15 protein-coding genes are annotated in these 14,231 nt (G+C 63.5%); 10 read left to right on the plus strand and 5 right to left on the minus strand.

All coding sequences use genetic code 11. The annotated features are described in order from the left end of the window. Window positions 1–2: 2 nt before the first annotated feature. The 5 genes from ABGM93_RS03595 to ABGM93_RS03615 all read left to right on the plus strand — a co-directional run bounded on the left by ABGM93_RS03595 (window position 3) and on the right by ABGM93_RS03615 (window position 4,046). Window positions 3–848, plus strand: a complete 846-nt coding sequence (locus ABGM93_RS03595) for a class III extradiol dioxygenase family protein (protein ID WP_319773513.1) — start codon at window positions 3–5, stop codon at window positions 846–848. Then, window positions 848–1,159: a YciI family protein gene (locus ABGM93_RS03600; protein ID WP_321503580.1), complete on the plus strand. Its 312-nt coding sequence runs from the start codon at window positions 848–850 to the stop codon at window positions 1,157–1,159. The genes ABGM93_RS03595 and ABGM93_RS03600 overlap by 1 nt, the downstream gene beginning before the upstream one ends. Before the next feature lie 85 nt (window positions 1,160–1,244). Then, on the plus strand, window positions 1,245–2,228 hold the full coding sequence (locus tag ABGM93_RS03605; RefSeq protein WP_321503582.1) for a TRAP transporter substrate-binding protein: 984 nt from the start codon (window positions 1,245–1,247) through the stop codon (window positions 2,226–2,228). A gap of 1 nt (window position 2,229) precedes the next feature. Further along, a complete protein-coding gene (locus ABGM93_RS03610; protein ID WP_321503584.1) occupies window positions 2,230–2,739 on the plus strand; it encodes a TRAP transporter small permease in 510 nt (169 codons plus the stop codon). Further along, the gene (locus ABGM93_RS03615) at window positions 2,736–4,046 is read left to right on the plus strand and encodes a TRAP transporter large permease (RefSeq protein WP_321503586.1); all 1,311 of its coding nucleotides are present in this window, start codon (window positions 2,736–2,738) and stop codon (window positions 4,044–4,046) included. Before ABGM93_RS03610 ends, ABGM93_RS03615 begins: the two co-directional genes overlap by 4 nt. 8 nt (window positions 4,047–4,054) lie before the next feature. Here the strand turns inward: ABGM93_RS03615 and ABGM93_RS03620 are convergent, their stop codons facing one another. Both ABGM93_RS03620 and ABGM93_RS03625 read right to left on the minus strand, forming a co-directional pair. Next, entirely contained in the window at window positions 4,055–4,684 is a 630-nt protein-coding gene (locus ABGM93_RS03620) for a class I SAM-dependent methyltransferase (RefSeq protein ID WP_321503588.1), read from the minus strand. 54 nt (window positions 4,685–4,738) lie between these two features. Next, window positions 4,739–5,128: a hypothetical protein gene (locus ABGM93_RS03625; RefSeq protein ID WP_321503590.1), complete on the minus strand. Its 390-nt coding sequence runs from the start codon at window positions 5,126–5,128 to the stop codon at window positions 4,739–4,741. 584 nt (window positions 5,129–5,712) lie between these two features. Between ABGM93_RS03625 and ABGM93_RS03630 the strand changes: the two genes are divergently transcribed. Genes ABGM93_RS03630 through ABGM93_RS03650 form a run of 5 tightly spaced genes read left to right on the plus strand, consistent with a single transcriptional unit; the run spans window position 5,713 to window position 10,066 of the window. Continuing rightward, on the plus strand, window positions 5,713–6,129 hold the full coding sequence (locus ABGM93_RS03630) for a hypothetical protein (protein ID WP_321503592.1): 417 nt from the start codon (window positions 5,713–5,715) through the stop codon (window positions 6,127–6,129). After that, window positions 6,096–7,187: a serine kinase gene (locus tag ABGM93_RS03635; protein WP_321503594.1), complete on the plus strand. Its 1,092-nt coding sequence runs from the start codon at window positions 6,096–6,098 to the stop codon at window positions 7,185–7,187. The genes ABGM93_RS03630 and ABGM93_RS03635 overlap by 34 nt, the downstream gene beginning before the upstream one ends. Continuing rightward, window positions 7,184–7,972: a glycosyltransferase gene (locus tag ABGM93_RS03640; RefSeq protein WP_321503596.1), complete on the plus strand. Its 789-nt coding sequence runs from the start codon at window positions 7,184–7,186 to the stop codon at window positions 7,970–7,972. The genes ABGM93_RS03635 and ABGM93_RS03640 overlap by 4 nt, the downstream gene beginning before the upstream one ends. Further along, window positions 7,938–8,615, plus strand: coding sequence for a glycosyltransferase family A protein (locus ABGM93_RS03645; protein ID WP_321503598.1), 678 nt, complete (start codon window positions 7,938–7,940; stop codon window positions 8,613–8,615). Before ABGM93_RS03640 ends, ABGM93_RS03645 begins: the two co-directional genes overlap by 35 nt. Beyond that, window positions 8,615–10,066 carry a nucleotidyltransferase family protein gene (locus ABGM93_RS03650; RefSeq protein ID WP_321503600.1) on the plus strand — a complete coding sequence of 484 codons (1,452 nt, stop codon included), beginning with the start codon at window positions 8,615–8,617 and terminating at the stop codon, window positions 10,064–10,066. Before ABGM93_RS03645 ends, ABGM93_RS03650 begins: the two co-directional genes overlap by 1 nt. A 155-nt stretch (window positions 10,067–10,221) precedes the next feature. On the opposite strand, the gene ABGM93_RS03655 is transcribed toward ABGM93_RS03650, so the two are convergent. The 3 genes from ABGM93_RS03655 to tcuA form a co-directional block, all read right to left on the minus strand. Further along, window positions 10,222–11,463, minus strand: a complete 1,242-nt coding sequence (locus ABGM93_RS03655; RefSeq protein WP_321503602.1) for an FAD-binding oxidoreductase — start codon at window positions 11,461–11,463, stop codon at window positions 10,222–10,224. A gap of 228 nt (window positions 11,464–11,691) precedes the next feature. Further along, window positions 11,692–12,732 (minus strand): tricarballylate utilization 4Fe-4S protein TcuB, encoded by a 1,041-nt coding sequence (tcuB, locus tag ABGM93_RS03660; RefSeq protein WP_321505721.1) that lies wholly within the window; start codon window positions 12,730–12,732, stop codon window positions 11,692–11,694. Window positions 12,733–12,806: 74 nt separating this feature from the next. Next, window positions 12,807–14,231: an FAD-dependent tricarballylate dehydrogenase TcuA gene (gene tcuA / locus ABGM93_RS03665; RefSeq protein WP_321503604.1), complete on the minus strand. Its 1,425-nt coding sequence runs from the start codon at window positions 14,229–14,231 to the stop codon at window positions 12,807–12,809.

A 14,231-nucleotide genomic window follows, 5' to 3' on the forward strand; every position in this document is an offset into this window, starting at 1 on the left:
GCATGGCGCGGATCATTGGTGGGCTCGGAACGAGCCATGTTCCCTCGATTGCCATTGCGCTTGACCGCGGGCTCAGGGACAGCGCGGAGTGGAAGCCGCTCTTTGACGGCTATATCCCGGCGCAGACGTGGATGGCGGAAAAGAAGCCGGATATTGCGGTGGTGATCTTCAACGATCACGGCAATACCTTCTTCCTCGACAAGGTGCCGACGCTGGCCGTCGGGGTTGCGGATCGCTACCGGCCTGCGGATGAAGGCTGGGGCCCGCGCGCCATTCCCGATTTCGAAGGCGCGCAGGCGTTTTCCTGGCATCTGGTCGACAAGATGGTGGAGGACCATTTCGACCCGCTCGTCTGCGCCGAACTCGATGTCGATCATGGGCTGCAGGTGCCGATGGAGCTGTTTTTCGGCCGACCGGAGGCCTGGCCGGTCAAGGTCGTGCCGATCCTCGTCAACACGATCCAGTATCCGATCCCGACCCCGCAACGCATGTGGCAGCTGGGCGAGACCCTGCGGGCTGCGATCGAAAGCTGGGACCAGGATGAGACGGTCGCGATTTTGGGGACGGGCGGGCTTTCCCATCAGCTTCAGGGCGCGCGCGCGGGCTTCATCAACCAGGCCGCGGATCAGGCGTGGATCGCGGAAATCGGCTCCAATCCTCAGAAATATCGCGAGATGAGCCGGGAAGATTATGTCGAGACGTTCGGCTCGGAGGGGGCAGAGCTGATCATGTGGCTGGTCATGCGCGCCGCGCTGAATGAAAACGTCCGCACGGTTCACAGCCACTACTATTCACCCGCCTCCATGACCGGAACCGGAATGGTCGTACTGGAAAATGAAGGGGCTTGATGTTTTTTCTAATGGAATGCACACATCACCACGACAAGGATGCGGACCGCGACCGGTTGCGGTCCGAGCATCGGGCGTGGGTCGCCTCCGGCGGTGAGGGGCTTGCCCGTGTTCTCGTGGGCAGCGCGATCTGGCACGAGGACGGCACTGCGCGCGGGCATTTCGGAATTCTGGAGGCCGCGCGGGAGACGGACGCGCGCGCCTTTGCGGAAGGAGACCCTTTCGCCACCGGCGGCATCGTGCGAGATATCCGCCTGTTGCGGTTGGCGGACGGGTTTCAGGCTCATCGAATCGATCCGATGACCAAATAACGGCTTTGGGAGAAGCCGTTTAAAAAAAACAAGCGCATCGTCCGGGGGGTGTCGCCCTGGGCGGGCCAAGTGGGAGGAAAAAACAATGATCAGCTTCACTCGTGCGGCTTGTGTCGCAGCCGGGCTTACCGTGGCGAGCGCCGCGATGGCCGAGGATCTCAGCGTCGCGCATTTCGTGCCGCCGCAGCACGTAATCACCAGTTCGCTTGTCGAGCCCTTTGCAAAGGCCGCCGAATCCAACGGCTCCGCGCTCAAGGTCCATGTCTATCCCGGCGGTGAGCTGGGCGCCGGTCCGCTGGAGCAGTATGTGCGGGCGGTTCAGGGCGTGGCCGACGTGACCTGGGGGCTGCCGGGCTACACCTCCTCACAGTTTTCCAAAACGATGCTTTCGGAATTGCCGGGCGTGAAGCGGCCGGGCCGGGCCGGGTATGACATGCTCTGGGACGCCTTCGATGCGGGCAAGATTTCCGGCGAGTTTCCGCGCACCGTTCCGCTCGCGCTCTACATGGCGGAGCCCAATGTCTTCATCATGAAGGATCATGACATCCGCAAGCCGGAGGATCTGGCGGGTCTGAAGATCCGCGTTTCTGGCGCGGCTGCCGGGCGCGTGATCGAGGCGCTGGGCGCCACACCCGTACAGATGCCGGCCAATGAGCTTTACAACGCCCTTCAGACCGGCCTGATCGATGGGCTTGTCACCGGTTCTTCGGCCATCGCCGACTTCAAGCTCGATGAGGTTGCCAACAGCTACACGCTCGGGCCGTCGCTTGGCCAGATCTCGTTCTTTTTCGTGATGAACGAGGGTCGCTACAACGCGCTGGGCGAGAAAGAAAAGGCGGCCATTGACAGCATCCGCGGGCGCAAGCTTTCCAAGTCTGCCGAAGATGGCTGGAACGCCAAGGCGACAGCCACAATCGAAGCCATCAAGGCGACCGGCGACAACACGGTGATCGAACTGAGCGCCGAGGAATCCGCGCCCTTCGATGCCCTGACCGCGCCGCTTGCCGACAAGATCGCCGCCGAACTCGGGGCAGAAGATACGCTGGCCATCATGCGGGGCGAAAACTGACGTGCTTGCCCGTCTCGACCAATGGGCGGCGCGGCTGACAAGTCTGGCCGCCCTGATCGGAACGCTCGGTCTCCTCGCACAGGTTCTCGTGATCCTGAGCGATGTGATCGGGCGCTATTTCGGCGCGCCGCTGAGGGGTGCACAGGATATTTCGACCATGGCGATGGTCATCGTCGTCTTTGGCGGAATGGCGCTGTGCGAACGTCTCGACGGGCATTTGTCCGTTGACCTCTTCGAGCCGCACATGCCGCGCTGGCTGCGCCATGCGGCGGACGTGCTGGCCGCGCTTCTGGGGGCAGCGATCTTTTTCGGAATTGCCTGGACGGTGCTGGAAAGTGCTGCTCTTTCGCGGTTGCTGAACCTGTCCACCAACATCATCCGCCTGCCCAAGGCCTGGTTCCAGTATGCACTGGCGGGTTTTGCGCTCATCACCGCCTTCGGGCTTTCCATGCGCGCCGCCTTTCTGCTGCTGAAAGGGCATAATGGCCGGACGGTCGAGGATGCGGAATGAGTGACATGTCGATTGGCGTGACGGGCCTGGTGATCCTCCTCGGCCTGCTGGTGCTGCGCGTTCCCGTCGCTTTCGCGATGTTCGCCGTCGGCTTCGGTGGCGTTGCGGCCCTGCGCAACTGGGATGCGGCGACAAGCCTTCTGGCGTCGGAGAGCTTCACGCTCGCCTCGTCTTCGGAACTGGTGGTCATTCCGCTCTTCATCCTGATGGGGAATGTGGCCTCAGAGACCGGCATGAGCCGTCGTCTCTACGATGCGGCCTATGCTTTGATCGGTCGGGTGCGTGGCGGTCTGGCGTCGGCCACGATCATCGGGTGCGGTGGCTTTGCAGCGTTGTCGGGATCATCGGTCGCATCCGCCCTGACCATGGGCAAGGTGTCGCTCGGCGAGATGGAACGCTTCAACTACGATCCGAAGCTTGCCGCCGGTTCGGTGGCCGCTGGCGGTACGCTGGGCATTCTGATCCCGCCCTCCACGGGCTTCGTCATCTACGCGATCCTGGCGCAGGAAAGCATCGGGCGGCTCTTTCTGGCGGGCGTGCTGCCGGGGTTGTTGCTGCTCACCATGTTCATCGTGACGATCTCGGTGATGTGCTGGCTGCGGCCCGGGCTTGCGCCCACGGGGCCGCGCACGACACTGAAGGGCAAGGTTCGCAGTCTGATGGGCGCGCTGCCGATCACCAGCGTCATCGTGCTGACCATCGGGGGCATCTATGGCGGGCTGTTTTCACCCGTTGAGGCGGCTGCCGTGGGCGCGGCGCTGGTCATCCTTTTCGGCTTCGTCTCCGGCAATCTCAACCTGGCGAGCCTTTGGAGCGCGTCGAAGGATTCCGTCGTCACCACAGCCACGGTCATGCTGATCCTGATCGCGGCGCACATGATGAACCCGTTTCTCGCGCTGTCTCATATCCCGCAGGCACTCGGGGCCTTCCTCGGCGATCTGGCGTTGCCCTCGCTTGGCGTTCTGGCGCTGATCCTTCTGTGCTACCTCGTGCTGGGGTGCTTTCTGGAAGGCTTCACCATGCTGGTGCTGTCGATGCCGATCTTCTTTCCGGTCATCGTGGCGCTCGGCATCGATCCGATCTGGTTCGGCGTTCTGGTGGTGCTCACGCTGGAAATGGGGCTGATCTCGCCGCCGGTGGGGATCAACGTCTTCATCGTGAAGTCGGTCGCGCCGAATATCAGCCTCGGGGAGATCTTCGTCGGTGTGCTGCCGTTCTGGATCGCGATGCTGCTGACGCTGGCGCTTCTGTTCGCGTTCCCTTCGATCTCCCTCATCCTGCCAAACACGATGATCGGCGGCGGCTGACCAACGCCTCAGATCTTTCGCGCGACGATATAGGGGCGGGGCTCGTTGCCCTTGGCGGCGTGGCTTTCGCTCTTGATGATGCGGAAGCCTGCCTGCGCGATGGTGTCACCCAACTCCGCGCCGCGCAGAACACAGACATGGGGCGCCTTGCCGATCGCCTGCATGACGGGAATGGCCAGCCGGATGGACACGTTCATGTCGCCCACGCAGGGCGTCTTGGAGATGAACACCCCGTCATCCTTCAACAGCGCGTGGATCCGGCGCAAGGTGCCGGGCAGGTCGCGTACGAGATGCAGGAAGTTGAAGCCGAGGACCGCGTCGAAACCGGTTTCACCGACCGTTTCCGCGGTCCCGCTCTCGAAGGTCAGGCCCGGGATCGGCTGCTCGGCCTGCTTTGACCTGGCGATGGAGATCATCGCGGGTGAGACATCCGTTGCCAGATAGCTTTTCACGTCACCCGCAAGACGAAGCGCGGTGCTGCCCGTTCCGCAGCCCAGCTCCAGAACGCGGCTTTGTGGGGTGAGGTATTTTCGCGTGCAATCGAGCGTACGCTCATAGCCGGCGGGATCGGAGATCGCGTGCTTGGCATATTTGCCGGATAACTTATCCCAGAAGCGGGCATCGCTCTCTATGCTCATCTGCGAGGCGCTCTCTCTTCTTGCAGCCTTACCGGCGGTGCGTCGCGCGGCATGTCAATTGTAGAGCTTGTATCGGTGTTCGCGATCCTTGCGGGAACTGTTGCGCGCCACCATGACGGCGGGTTCGGGAAACCGGAACTGATTGATGGTGTCCAGCGCGGTCAGCCATTTGCCGTTCATCGGATAGCGATAGTCGCGCGTGGAGAGCGTACACCAGTCGGTGTTGCCGATCACCGGCTCGCCATAACCGATCCAGTATCCCGCTTTCACGAGGGAATAGGCGGTATAGCCCGCGGTCATCAGCGCATTTCGGTCGCCGGCGCTTCGCATGAGGCCATCGGCTGTGAATTCGAAATGCGTTCCGCTGCCGTCTTCCGGAACCCAGATCGCCCTGAGCTGCCCCGGACAGAAGCCGCTATAGGCGGCGGGATGCAGGGGTGTCATGATCAGGGTTGTCGTTTTTGTGTAGGTGAAATCCAAAGGGATGTAGCCCGCGGCCAGAACCCTCAGTTTTGGCTGTGTAACTTGGACTTCCACCCGCCCAACGCTGTCGCTGAAACCGCAGAAGCTCCCCTGATCCACCGGTCCGCCAGGTCGTATTTCCGTAATAGCGGCACCGTGGACTGGCCTGTGTCCGCGAAGGTCCGCCAGCCGGAAGGTGGCGGTTTGCGTCGCGTTGGCAAGGAGCTCCTCCGCGTCGTGGGGCTCTTCGCGGTCGTTCTGGCAAGGTGAGGGAGAATCGGGTTCCATTCGCCAATGTTACCTTTGGGCAGGTGATTCCAAAATCAGACTATTGTGCTGATGGGAGGGGGGTACGCAGACCGTCGTGGCAGGGCGTACCGGTTCGTCACTGACAGGAACATGTTCAGCTGAAGCGCGGAAATCCCGCGGTCTGCCCCAGAAGGAGGGGGCGCTTGTATCGCCAACACGCAGGTGTTATCCGGCACAAAGGGAATGCTGCGTTGCGTCAAGTGCAGCGTTCCACTACGGTTCCTGAATATGTAGAATATACGAATGAAAATCATGTCATGAGCAGTTATGAAAAGTTCGCGCTGAGCGGGCCCGATATCGTGTGCGAGGAATTTGACGGCGAGCTCGTCGTTCTGGATCTCAAGACCGGCTGTTATTTCAGCTTTAATCGCAGTGCGAGCGCCATCTGGGGCTTGCTGACGGCGGGTTTCGCGCCGCAGGCGATCGAAGAGGCATGGGGGCGGTCCGTGGGCCCGCTGGTCGAGAGCCTCGTCGGGCACAATCTGCTGGTTGCGGTGCCCGAGGACGGAGAGCCCCGTCTGGAGCCGGATATGCTGGCAACGCTTCAAGCGGCGGCGGACGCGCCTGCAATCGAGGCGTTCGATGATCTTGCCGATCTCATCCGGGCAGATCCCGTCCACGATGTCGATAAGTCCGCAGGGTGGCCTCATCAGACCGCCGCAGTGTCGTTCTGAGCCCGGTTCGTGACGTCGCCCGCAAGGACCTGGCGGTCTTTGCTCGGGATGCGCTGGCCTTTGCGCGCTCCCTTGGCGAGGGGCGGCTGACCCGTCGTCGTCTGCGGTTGCATGGCCTCGATCTCGATCTCACCGTCTCCGATCCCGCCTATGCGCAGGCCTGCGAACGGGTCTATGCCATAGATCCGATGGCAGAGACGCCGCAAGCCGGCTTGCGGCTAACGGTGCTCGACGGCCAGACCGTGCCCGATATGCCGCGCTGCATCTGGACGGATGATGTGATCGGGGGCGGCCCGATCCGCGACGCGCTGGAGGCGGACAATCTTCTCGGGCTGCACGATCGCGAGCTTGATCTGTGGCAGTTCTATGATCCGGAAACGGGGGAGGGTGTGCAACTGATGCCCACACCCGAGACGCCCCCGCCCTGGGAAGCTTCGGTTCCGCTGCGCCTCTTTCTCCACTGGGCGATGCACGGCATCGGACGACCGCTCGTTCATGCGGGAACCGTCGGTCTGGATGGCGACTGTGTCTTTCTCGCCGGGGCTGGAGGGGCTGGAAAGTCCGGCACCACGCTTTGCGGCATTCTGGACGGTCTTGAGAGTGTCGGGGACGATTACGTGCTCGCCGAACTCTGTGCCGATGGCGTGATCGCCCGCCCGCTTGTCAAGATCATGAAGCAGGATCGCGATGGATTGCGCCGGTTGGGCGTGGATCCGGCGGATCCTTGCCTTCAGGGGCCGAACTGGCAGGGCAAGCTGGAATTCGAGTTTGAGCGGCTTTGCCCCGGATCCGGCGCGCAGGCCTTGAAAGGGCAGGCAATCCTGTTGCCGTCGGTGACGGGAGGAGAGGCGACCCGCGCGCGGCGTGCCTCCGCCAAGGAGGCGATGATGGCGCTGGCGCCCAGCAGCTTCGCGCAGCTTTTCGGCGCCTGGCGGGCGGATCTGAGCTTTCTTGCTGAATTTTGCCGCCGTCTGCCAGCATGGCGGGTCGAGCTCGGCTCCGATCCTGCGGAAGTTGCCGGTTTCCTGCGCGAGTTTCTGGGCAGGAGCGCCCCATGAAACTGTCGGTTCTCATGCCTGCCTGGAATGCCGAACGAACGGTCGCTTCGGCGCTGCGTTCGCTTTTGCGGCAGCGCGATGCGGTGGAAATGGAGATCCTTGTGGCCGATGACGGATCGAGCGACCGCACGGTGCAGATTGTCCGCGATTTGGCGCGTGAGGCTCCGGAGATCCGCCTGATCGAACGCCCCCATGAAGGCATTTCCGCCACGCGAAACGCCTGCCTTTCCGCCATGGCTGTCGACACGGATTTCGTCGCCTTTCTCGATGCGGATGATCTCTCGCCAGCCGGGCGGTTCAAGCGCGATCTCGCCAAGTTCGAAGCGCGGCCCGCGCTTGAGATGCTCTATTGCGCGACGCGGTTTTTCGAAATCGAGGACGGCGAGGCACTTGCGCCTTCGCCGGATGGACGCATCCTTGACGGACGCCCGATCCAGCTTGGGGCCGGGCTTTTTCGTTCGGGGGTGATCCGCAGGGCCGGGATGTTCGATGAGACGCTCAGCCAGTCGGAGGATACCGAGTTCCTGCTCAGAATTTTCGAGCACGATATTGTCCATGCCGTCGATCACGATATCGGTGTCTATTACCGGCGCAACCATGGCAGCGTGACCGATGATGTTGAGCAGGCACGTCGCGAAATCACGCGGGCGATGCTGCGCGCTGCCAATCGCCGTCGCAAGATCGGCGGAGCCCCCTTGCCGAAAGGCTTTCTGACCGACACGCATGTCGCGGAACTGGAACGCTGGAAGAATGCCCCCCTACACAGCCCTCATCCCGACGTTTAACGGCGCGGACTTCATCGCGGAGGCGATCGCCTCGATCCGGGCGCAAAGCAGGCCCCCGGTCGAGATTATCGTCGTCGATGACGGGTCGACGGACGCGACGGTGGACGTCGTTCGGAAGCTCGGCGCGGATATCATCCTTGTCTGTCAGGAAAACCGGGGTGTCGGGTCTGCGACCTCCGCCGGGTTCGCACGGGCTTCGGCACCTGTCGTGGCCACGCTCGATTGCGATGATCTGTGGGCGGCCGACAAGATGGAGATCCAGCTTTCCCGCCTTGCGGCTGAGCCTTCATTGGCGGGCGTCTTTTCCCACTGTCGGACCTTTCGGCACGGCACGCCATTGATGGCGCAATCGCCGGGCAAGCCGTCGGCTGGCTGGCTTCGCTCCACGATGGTCATGATGCGTGACGTCTTTGATGCGGTCGGGCCGATGGTGGATCCGCCAGGTGGATGCGGGGATCTGATCGACTGGCTCGCCCGTGTTCGCGAAGGCGGGCACCGGCTTGCCATGCTGGAGGAGCCGCTGGCGCTGCGCCGTATCCGGCCCGGCAGCCTGAGCCATCAACAGACGCCGGAGCGCGACGGCGGCTATCTGCATGCCGCACGTCTTGCGATCTTGCGCCGACGTCAGCAGCAGGGCGGATAATGGCGCGCCGGTTTCCCTCAATCGAATGGGCCTGGCCGCAAGGGCCAAAGGAATTGCTGATCATTGCCGCCGCCTGTCCGCATGAGGCGCGCGCGGCGGATTCCTTGCGGGCGTGGCTCGACCAGACCGATTTTGACGATGTCACCTTCGCCGAGCAGCGTCTGCTCGTGCGCATCGCGATGCGGTTTCCGCCCTCCAGGCTGGAAATCCCGGAACGCGGTCGGATTGACGGGATCGCGCGGATGCTCTGGAGCAAATCCCGTATCGCCTTGAAGGCCGCCGAGCCCGTGCTTCAGGCTTTGACTGCGGCACAGGTGAAGGTGCTCGTCATCAAGGGGGCGTCTTTTTGCGCGCTTGATATGGCAAACCTGAAAGGGCGCGTCGCGCATGACGTGGATGTCGTCATTCAGCCGGAGACCATTCCGGCGGTGCTCGATGTGCTGGATGGGGATGGATGGCGCGCCGATCATGGGGCCTCGATGTTGTATCTGAGGTCCCTTGGGGCTGGCTTCCACGGGATCAATTTCGTCAAGGCGCCGAATGGCGATATCGATATCCATAGCCGGGTCTATCGCACCGTTGCCCGAGACAATTCCGCCGAGACCGGGATCTGGGCTCGCGCCGTTGAACATGACTTTCTGGGCGCGCGGGTCATGGTGCCGTGCCCGACGGACCGCTTCACGATCGCTCTGGCGCATGGAACGATGGACAGTCTCCACCATGCGGACTGGATCGTCGATTGTGCCGGGATGATCGAGGCGGGCGAGGTCGACTGGTCTCTCTTTCTGGAAAACGTCGACAGACTGAAGATCGGGCCGCATGTCCATATCGCGCTTGCCTACATGGCCAACCGGCTCGGCCTGGGTGTGCCGGAAACTGTTTTGCAGACATTGCGTCCCAGGGGCTTGCTGCCGAGCCTTGAAACGCTGGAAGCTCTGTTTCTCTTTCGCGCACGCGATGGCCATTCGCGCGTGAGCGGACTGGCCCGACGCTTTTTCCGGCTGCGGCATCTGCGCCGCATACGCGCAATCGATGCCTGCGTGCATGCAGGCGGGCGCGTGCGCACGGGCAAGATGCGGCGCAGCAGGCGCTTTCCCGAGACCACGGGCGCTCCGGCTCCAGCACTGATCCAGCCTATCGCCTTGCGCGCGGGAACGTCCCGTTTCCGACTGATCGTCGATTTCGGAGAGGCGGTCGTGCCGCGCAGGCACTATCTGGAGATCAACACCTCCTCACGCCATCTCATGCGGGTGAAGTTTCGCGATTTTCGCGGGCGTGGCCGCGCACTCGCGTCGACTGAGATCGCGCTTCCGCCCGATGTCGATCCGCGCGATCTCTGGGTCTCTTCGCGGCCCGCAGGTCCGTTGCCCGTTCGGCCATCCGAGGAACAGGTGCAGACACTGGGAGCCCGGCCTGTTCGGATCGTCGCCCTTCCTTTGCAATGTGACTGAGCGATCCGGCAATCATAGTCCTCTCCGCCCTCATGATCTGCGTCACCATCATCAGGAAGGTTCTGGCGCAGGTCTTCGGACTGCACAGGACCGCGAAGGGGCGATAACCGAAGCGGTCGGTCGGGCGCCGCAAGCGGGCAGGTGAGGGACAAGGCTCAGAACCGGTCGGGGGCGTAGGGGGCCAGATCCATGTTCGGCGTCCTGCCGGCGGCCAGATCCGCGACGAGGCGGCCGAGTTTCGGGCCGATTGTCAGGCCGACATGCTGGCCGCCATAGGCGTGCAGAACATTGGGCGCGCTGCTGGCTTCGCCAAGGATCGGAAGGCTGTCCGGTGTCGTCGGGCGACGGCCCATCCAGCTTTCCGTTTCCACCAGGTCCAATGCGGGATAAAGCCGCGCAAAAGCCTTTCGGAGCAGAGCCACTGGTTCGTCTCGCGCCGGATCGTCGATACCGGCAAACTCCACCATGCCAGCCCCGCGCAATTCGTTTTCCATGGGCGTCACGACGATTTTCGCGTCCGTGACCATATAGGGGTGCGGCGCGGTGAAGGCAGGGTTCCTTATGGCCAGATGATAGCCGCGCTCTGCCGTCAGTCTGACCTTCACGCCGAGCTTTTTCGCCAGAGGTCCGGACCAGACACCGGCGGTCAGGGCAATCTTGTCGGCGCTGAGACTTTGGCCGCCATCAAGTATGAGCGAAGGCGTGGCGCCCGGCGTCAGGTCGACCACCTTGCCTTTGACGAAGCTCCCGCCTTGCGCACGATAATGGGCGAAGAGGGCGGCGACATAATCGCCGGGAGAGGTCAGCCAGTTATAGTCGTCAAGGACGGTCGCGAAGGAATAGGCGGGGCCGAGGTTCGGATCCCTTTCCCGCAGCTCGTTCCGATCGATGGATCGCGGCTCGATACCGAATTTCCGGCGGGTCTCCATGCTCAGGCGGTCGGACAGATACTCTTCCTCGCGACGATAGAGGGTCACGCATTCGCCGCGCTGGATATGGCGTTCCGCGCCGGTGCCTCTGGCGAGCGCCATGTGCTGGTCGTTGCAATCATAGGTGACCTGAGCCAGGCCCTCGGTGATCGGGACCCATCTGTCCCGGGCGAGATTGCGGAAAAAGGGGATGAGCCAGGGAAGCAGGCGGGGCAGATAGGACCAGCGCATGTAGAGCGGGGAGCCGGGATCAAGGATCATCGCCGGTGCCTTGCGGACAAGGGACGCGGAGGCGACCGGCATGAAGGAGGCGCGCGCCAACATGCCCGCATTGCCGTAGGAGGTCTGGTCGGGAGAGCCGGGTTCCACCGGATCGATCAGCGTTGTTTTCCAGCCGTCCCTGCGTAGCCATTCCGCGGTCGCCACGCCGGTGATCCCGGCTCCGACAATGATGATGTCCCGTCCCATGCGCACGCTCCCCCCAAGCCTGTTCAAACCCCTGTTTGAGCGGTTCTGGGGCGAATTTAGCGCATCACAGGCACTCGCACTACCGTACGGCACATCTGCATTTTTCGGGAGGGAGTTGCGACGCTTGGCGGCCTTGCGACCTGCTGCTCGAGAAGCCAGCCCCACAAGGGGCTGGCGAAAGGGCTCAGGTCGCCGTCTGCGCGCCTTGGAGCGAAAGGTCCGCCCCGATCAGTGCTTGTCTCGCGCGTAGCGGGCCAATGCAAGGTAGCGGTAGAGCCCGTGGACCATTTTGGAATAGGGCAGGAGTAGGAAGAAGGCGAGCACCGTGCCCAGGTGCAGCGCCAGCATCGGGCCCATGACCGGGGTTTCGCCCAAGAAGCGCAACAAGAGTCCCGTGAGGCCCAGCAGGAAGAGCACCGCGATGAAGGCGCGGTCAAGCCCCGCGCTCTCCGGATCCTTGAGGTCCTCCAGCCGATCCGATTTCGCCTGCCACAGGCCTGCCGTTCCGATCACAAGCCCAATCCCTCCGGCGATGCCGAGAAGACCCGGGAGGTCCCACCACGGATAGGGGGCCTCGCGCCCCAGCAGGTAATGGTAGAGCGTCGCGACCGAGGTTGCCGCGAAGCACAGCAGGAAACCGTAGAAGGTGAGGTGGTGCCAGAGCCGGCGTCGGTCCGTCGGTTGGTCGTCGGCGTTGTAGCAGCCGACGCCGCCGCCATCCAGATAGGTCAGCCGTGCCGCATCATGCGCGGCATGAAGATGGTCGGGAAGCCCGGTTGGCGTTCCTGCCGCGCGCCAGAAGTTTCGCGCGCCCATGGCGGTGGCGAGCAGCGCCCAAAAGAAAGCGAGGCCGAAAAGAACCACCATCGCCCCGTGCGGCATCAACGCGTAGAAGCCCTTGGGCGATGCTCCGGCTGTCAACAACGCGCCGGGCGCGTTCCACATGATCAACCCGATAAACAGCGCGGCTATGGCTGCGACGGTGCCGAGCCCCAGGGTCAGGCCGCCCCGTGCGATCAGCGCCCCGGCAGCCGCGGGCCAGGCGTGGCGCGCGTAGCTTTCGGTGCGAAGCCGAGCCAGAGCCTGCGGCACGTTGATGGAGAATTCGTGGGGCGGAGCGAACTGGCAGTCGTGATAGCAGGCACCACAGCTGTGGCAGAGGCTCGCCAGGTGGTCGAGCGTTCCGGCCGAAAAATCGCGGTGCAGTTCCATTGCCGGAAAGACGGCGCAGAGGCCCTCGCAATAGCGGCAGGAATTGCACACGGTCATCAGCCGCGCGGCCTCGGTCTGCGCCGGGGTGAAATCCGACGGGGGGACGGTGTCTGTGGGAAGCTGGATGTCCTTCACGCGGTCTCCTCCTGCGGCGCTGCGGTGCGGCGTGCCATGCGGGCGGCCTCTTCTCCGGCCAGACGGCCGAAAACCGCGCCGATGGTCATGCCAATGCCGGCGGCGTAGCCCTGGCCCAGCACATTGCCCGCCATGATCTCGCCCGCCGCGCACATGTTGCTGGCTGGGGTTGCGTCCGCCATGAGCATCCGCGCATGGTCGTCCACCTTGACGCCCAGATAGGTGAAGGTGATGCCGGGCCGCACCGGAAACGCATAGTAAGGCGGCGTCTCGATCCGCTGGGCCCAGTTGGTCTTGTCGATTTCCAGTCCCTGGGTGCGGTTTCCGTCAAGCTCGGTGTGGTCGAAGGGGCGGTCCCCCACGACAGCAGCGTTGAATTCCGTCACCGTCGCCTTCAGCGCCGCGGGGTCGAGGTCGAGCTTCTCGGCCAGTTCCGCGATGGTGTCCGCCTTGATTGGCGGGTAAAGCGAGGGCATGAACCGGGTGAGGTTCGGCGCGTCAAACACGATATAGGCGATCTGTTCGGGCTGCTCGGCGACCAACCGCCCCCAGATGGCATAGCGCTTGGGCCAGATATCCTCGCCTTCGTCATAAAAGCGTCTGGCTTCGCGGTTGACGACGATGCCGAAGACCACGCAGTCGAGCCGGGTGATGATGCCGCCATCATAGCGCGGCGCGCGGGCATCGATGGCAACGGCATGGCATTGGGTCGGGTCGCCGATCTGCTGGACGCCTGCATCGATCAGCATGCGGGTCACGGTGCCGGTGTTGTTCGGCGTGCCGCGAATCAGGAAGTTGCGCGCGCGTTCGCCCCAGCCTTGCTCCAGCCAGTCGAAATCGGCCTGCAGCCCGCCGCTGGCCGCGATGAAGGCCTTGGCCGCGATCCGGCTCTCGCCGCCCGCATGGCGGATATGGGCGGCGCGGAAGTGACTGCCTTCGATCTCCAGCCCCGTTACTTCGTGCTCGTAACGGATCTCGACCCCGAGTTGTGTCGCGGTGCGATAGAGCGCGTTCAGCATCGACCGCCCACCGCCCAAGAAGAAGGAGTTCGTCCGCCCGAGGCTGAGCGTGCCGCCAAGCGAGGGCTGGAAGCGCACCCCCTGTTCCTGGATCCAGCCCAGCATGTCTTTTGAGCGTTCGATCATCATGCGCGATAACGCCAGATCGGTGTTGCCGCCGGTGACCCGCAGCAGATCCTCTTCGAACTCCGCCGCCGTGTAGGGGCCCGTCAGTGTGTCGGTCGCGCTGTCATGGGCGCAGCGCATGTTGCGGGTGTGGCGGGTGTTGCCGCCCCGGTTGAAGGTGTCCGCCTTCTCGACGACCAGCACCCGGCACCCGGCGCGCCGCGCCGCAATCGCGGCGCAGAGTGCGGCGTTGCCCCCACCGGCGACAAGGACGTCCCAATCGCTCTGGTCCTCCAT

This window comes from Breoghania sp. (genome assembly GCF_963674635.1).
Lineage (GTDB): Bacteria > Pseudomonadota > Alphaproteobacteria > Rhizobiales > Stappiaceae > Breoghania.

What these genes read in the sequence shown, in the direction of transcription:
- ABGM93_RS03595 (WP_319773513.1), top strand. Translation starts at nt 3, where the DNA reads ATGGCGCGGATCATTGGTGGGCTCGGAACGAGCCATGTTCCCTCGATT.
- ABGM93_RS03600 (WP_321503580.1), top strand. Translation starts at nt 848, where the DNA reads ATGTTTTTTCTAATGGAATGCACACATCACCACGACAAGGATGCGGAC.
- ABGM93_RS03605 (WP_321503582.1), top strand. Translation starts at nt 1,245, where the DNA reads ATGATCAGCTTCACTCGTGCGGCTTGTGTCGCAGCCGGGCTTACCGTG.
- ABGM93_RS03615 (WP_321503586.1), top strand. Translation starts at nt 2,736, where the DNA reads ATGAGTGACATGTCGATTGGCGTGACGGGCCTGGTGATCCTCCTCGGC.
- ABGM93_RS03620 (WP_321503588.1), bottom strand. Translation starts at nt 4,684, where the DNA reads ATGAGCATAGAGAGCGATGCCCGCTTCTGGGATAAGTTATCCGGCAAA.
- ABGM93_RS03625 (WP_321503590.1), bottom strand. Translation starts at nt 5,128, where the DNA reads ATGACACCCCTGCATCCCGCCGCCTATAGCGGCTTCTGTCCGGGGCAG.
- ABGM93_RS03630 (WP_321503592.1), top strand. Translation starts at nt 5,713, where the DNA reads ATGAGCAGTTATGAAAAGTTCGCGCTGAGCGGGCCCGATATCGTGTGC.
- ABGM93_RS03640 (WP_321503596.1), top strand. Translation starts at nt 7,184, where the DNA reads ATGAAACTGTCGGTTCTCATGCCTGCCTGGAATGCCGAACGAACGGTC.
- ABGM93_RS03645 (WP_321503598.1), top strand. Translation starts at nt 7,938, where the DNA reads ATGCCCCCCTACACAGCCCTCATCCCGACGTTTAACGGCGCGGACTTC.
- ABGM93_RS03650 (WP_321503600.1), top strand. Translation starts at nt 8,615, where the DNA reads ATGGCGCGCCGGTTTCCCTCAATCGAATGGGCCTGGCCGCAAGGGCCA.
- ABGM93_RS03655 (WP_321503602.1), bottom strand. Translation starts at nt 11,463, where the DNA reads ATGGGACGGGACATCATCATTGTCGGAGCCGGGATCACCGGCGTGGCG.
- tcuB (WP_321505721.1), bottom strand. Translation starts at nt 12,732, where the DNA reads ATGACCGTGTGCAATTCCTGCCGCTATTGCGAGGGCCTCTGCGCCGTC.
- tcuA (WP_321503604.1), bottom strand. Translation starts at nt 14,231, where the DNA reads ATGGAGGACCAGAGCGATTGGGACGTCCTTGTCGCCGGTGGGGGCAAC.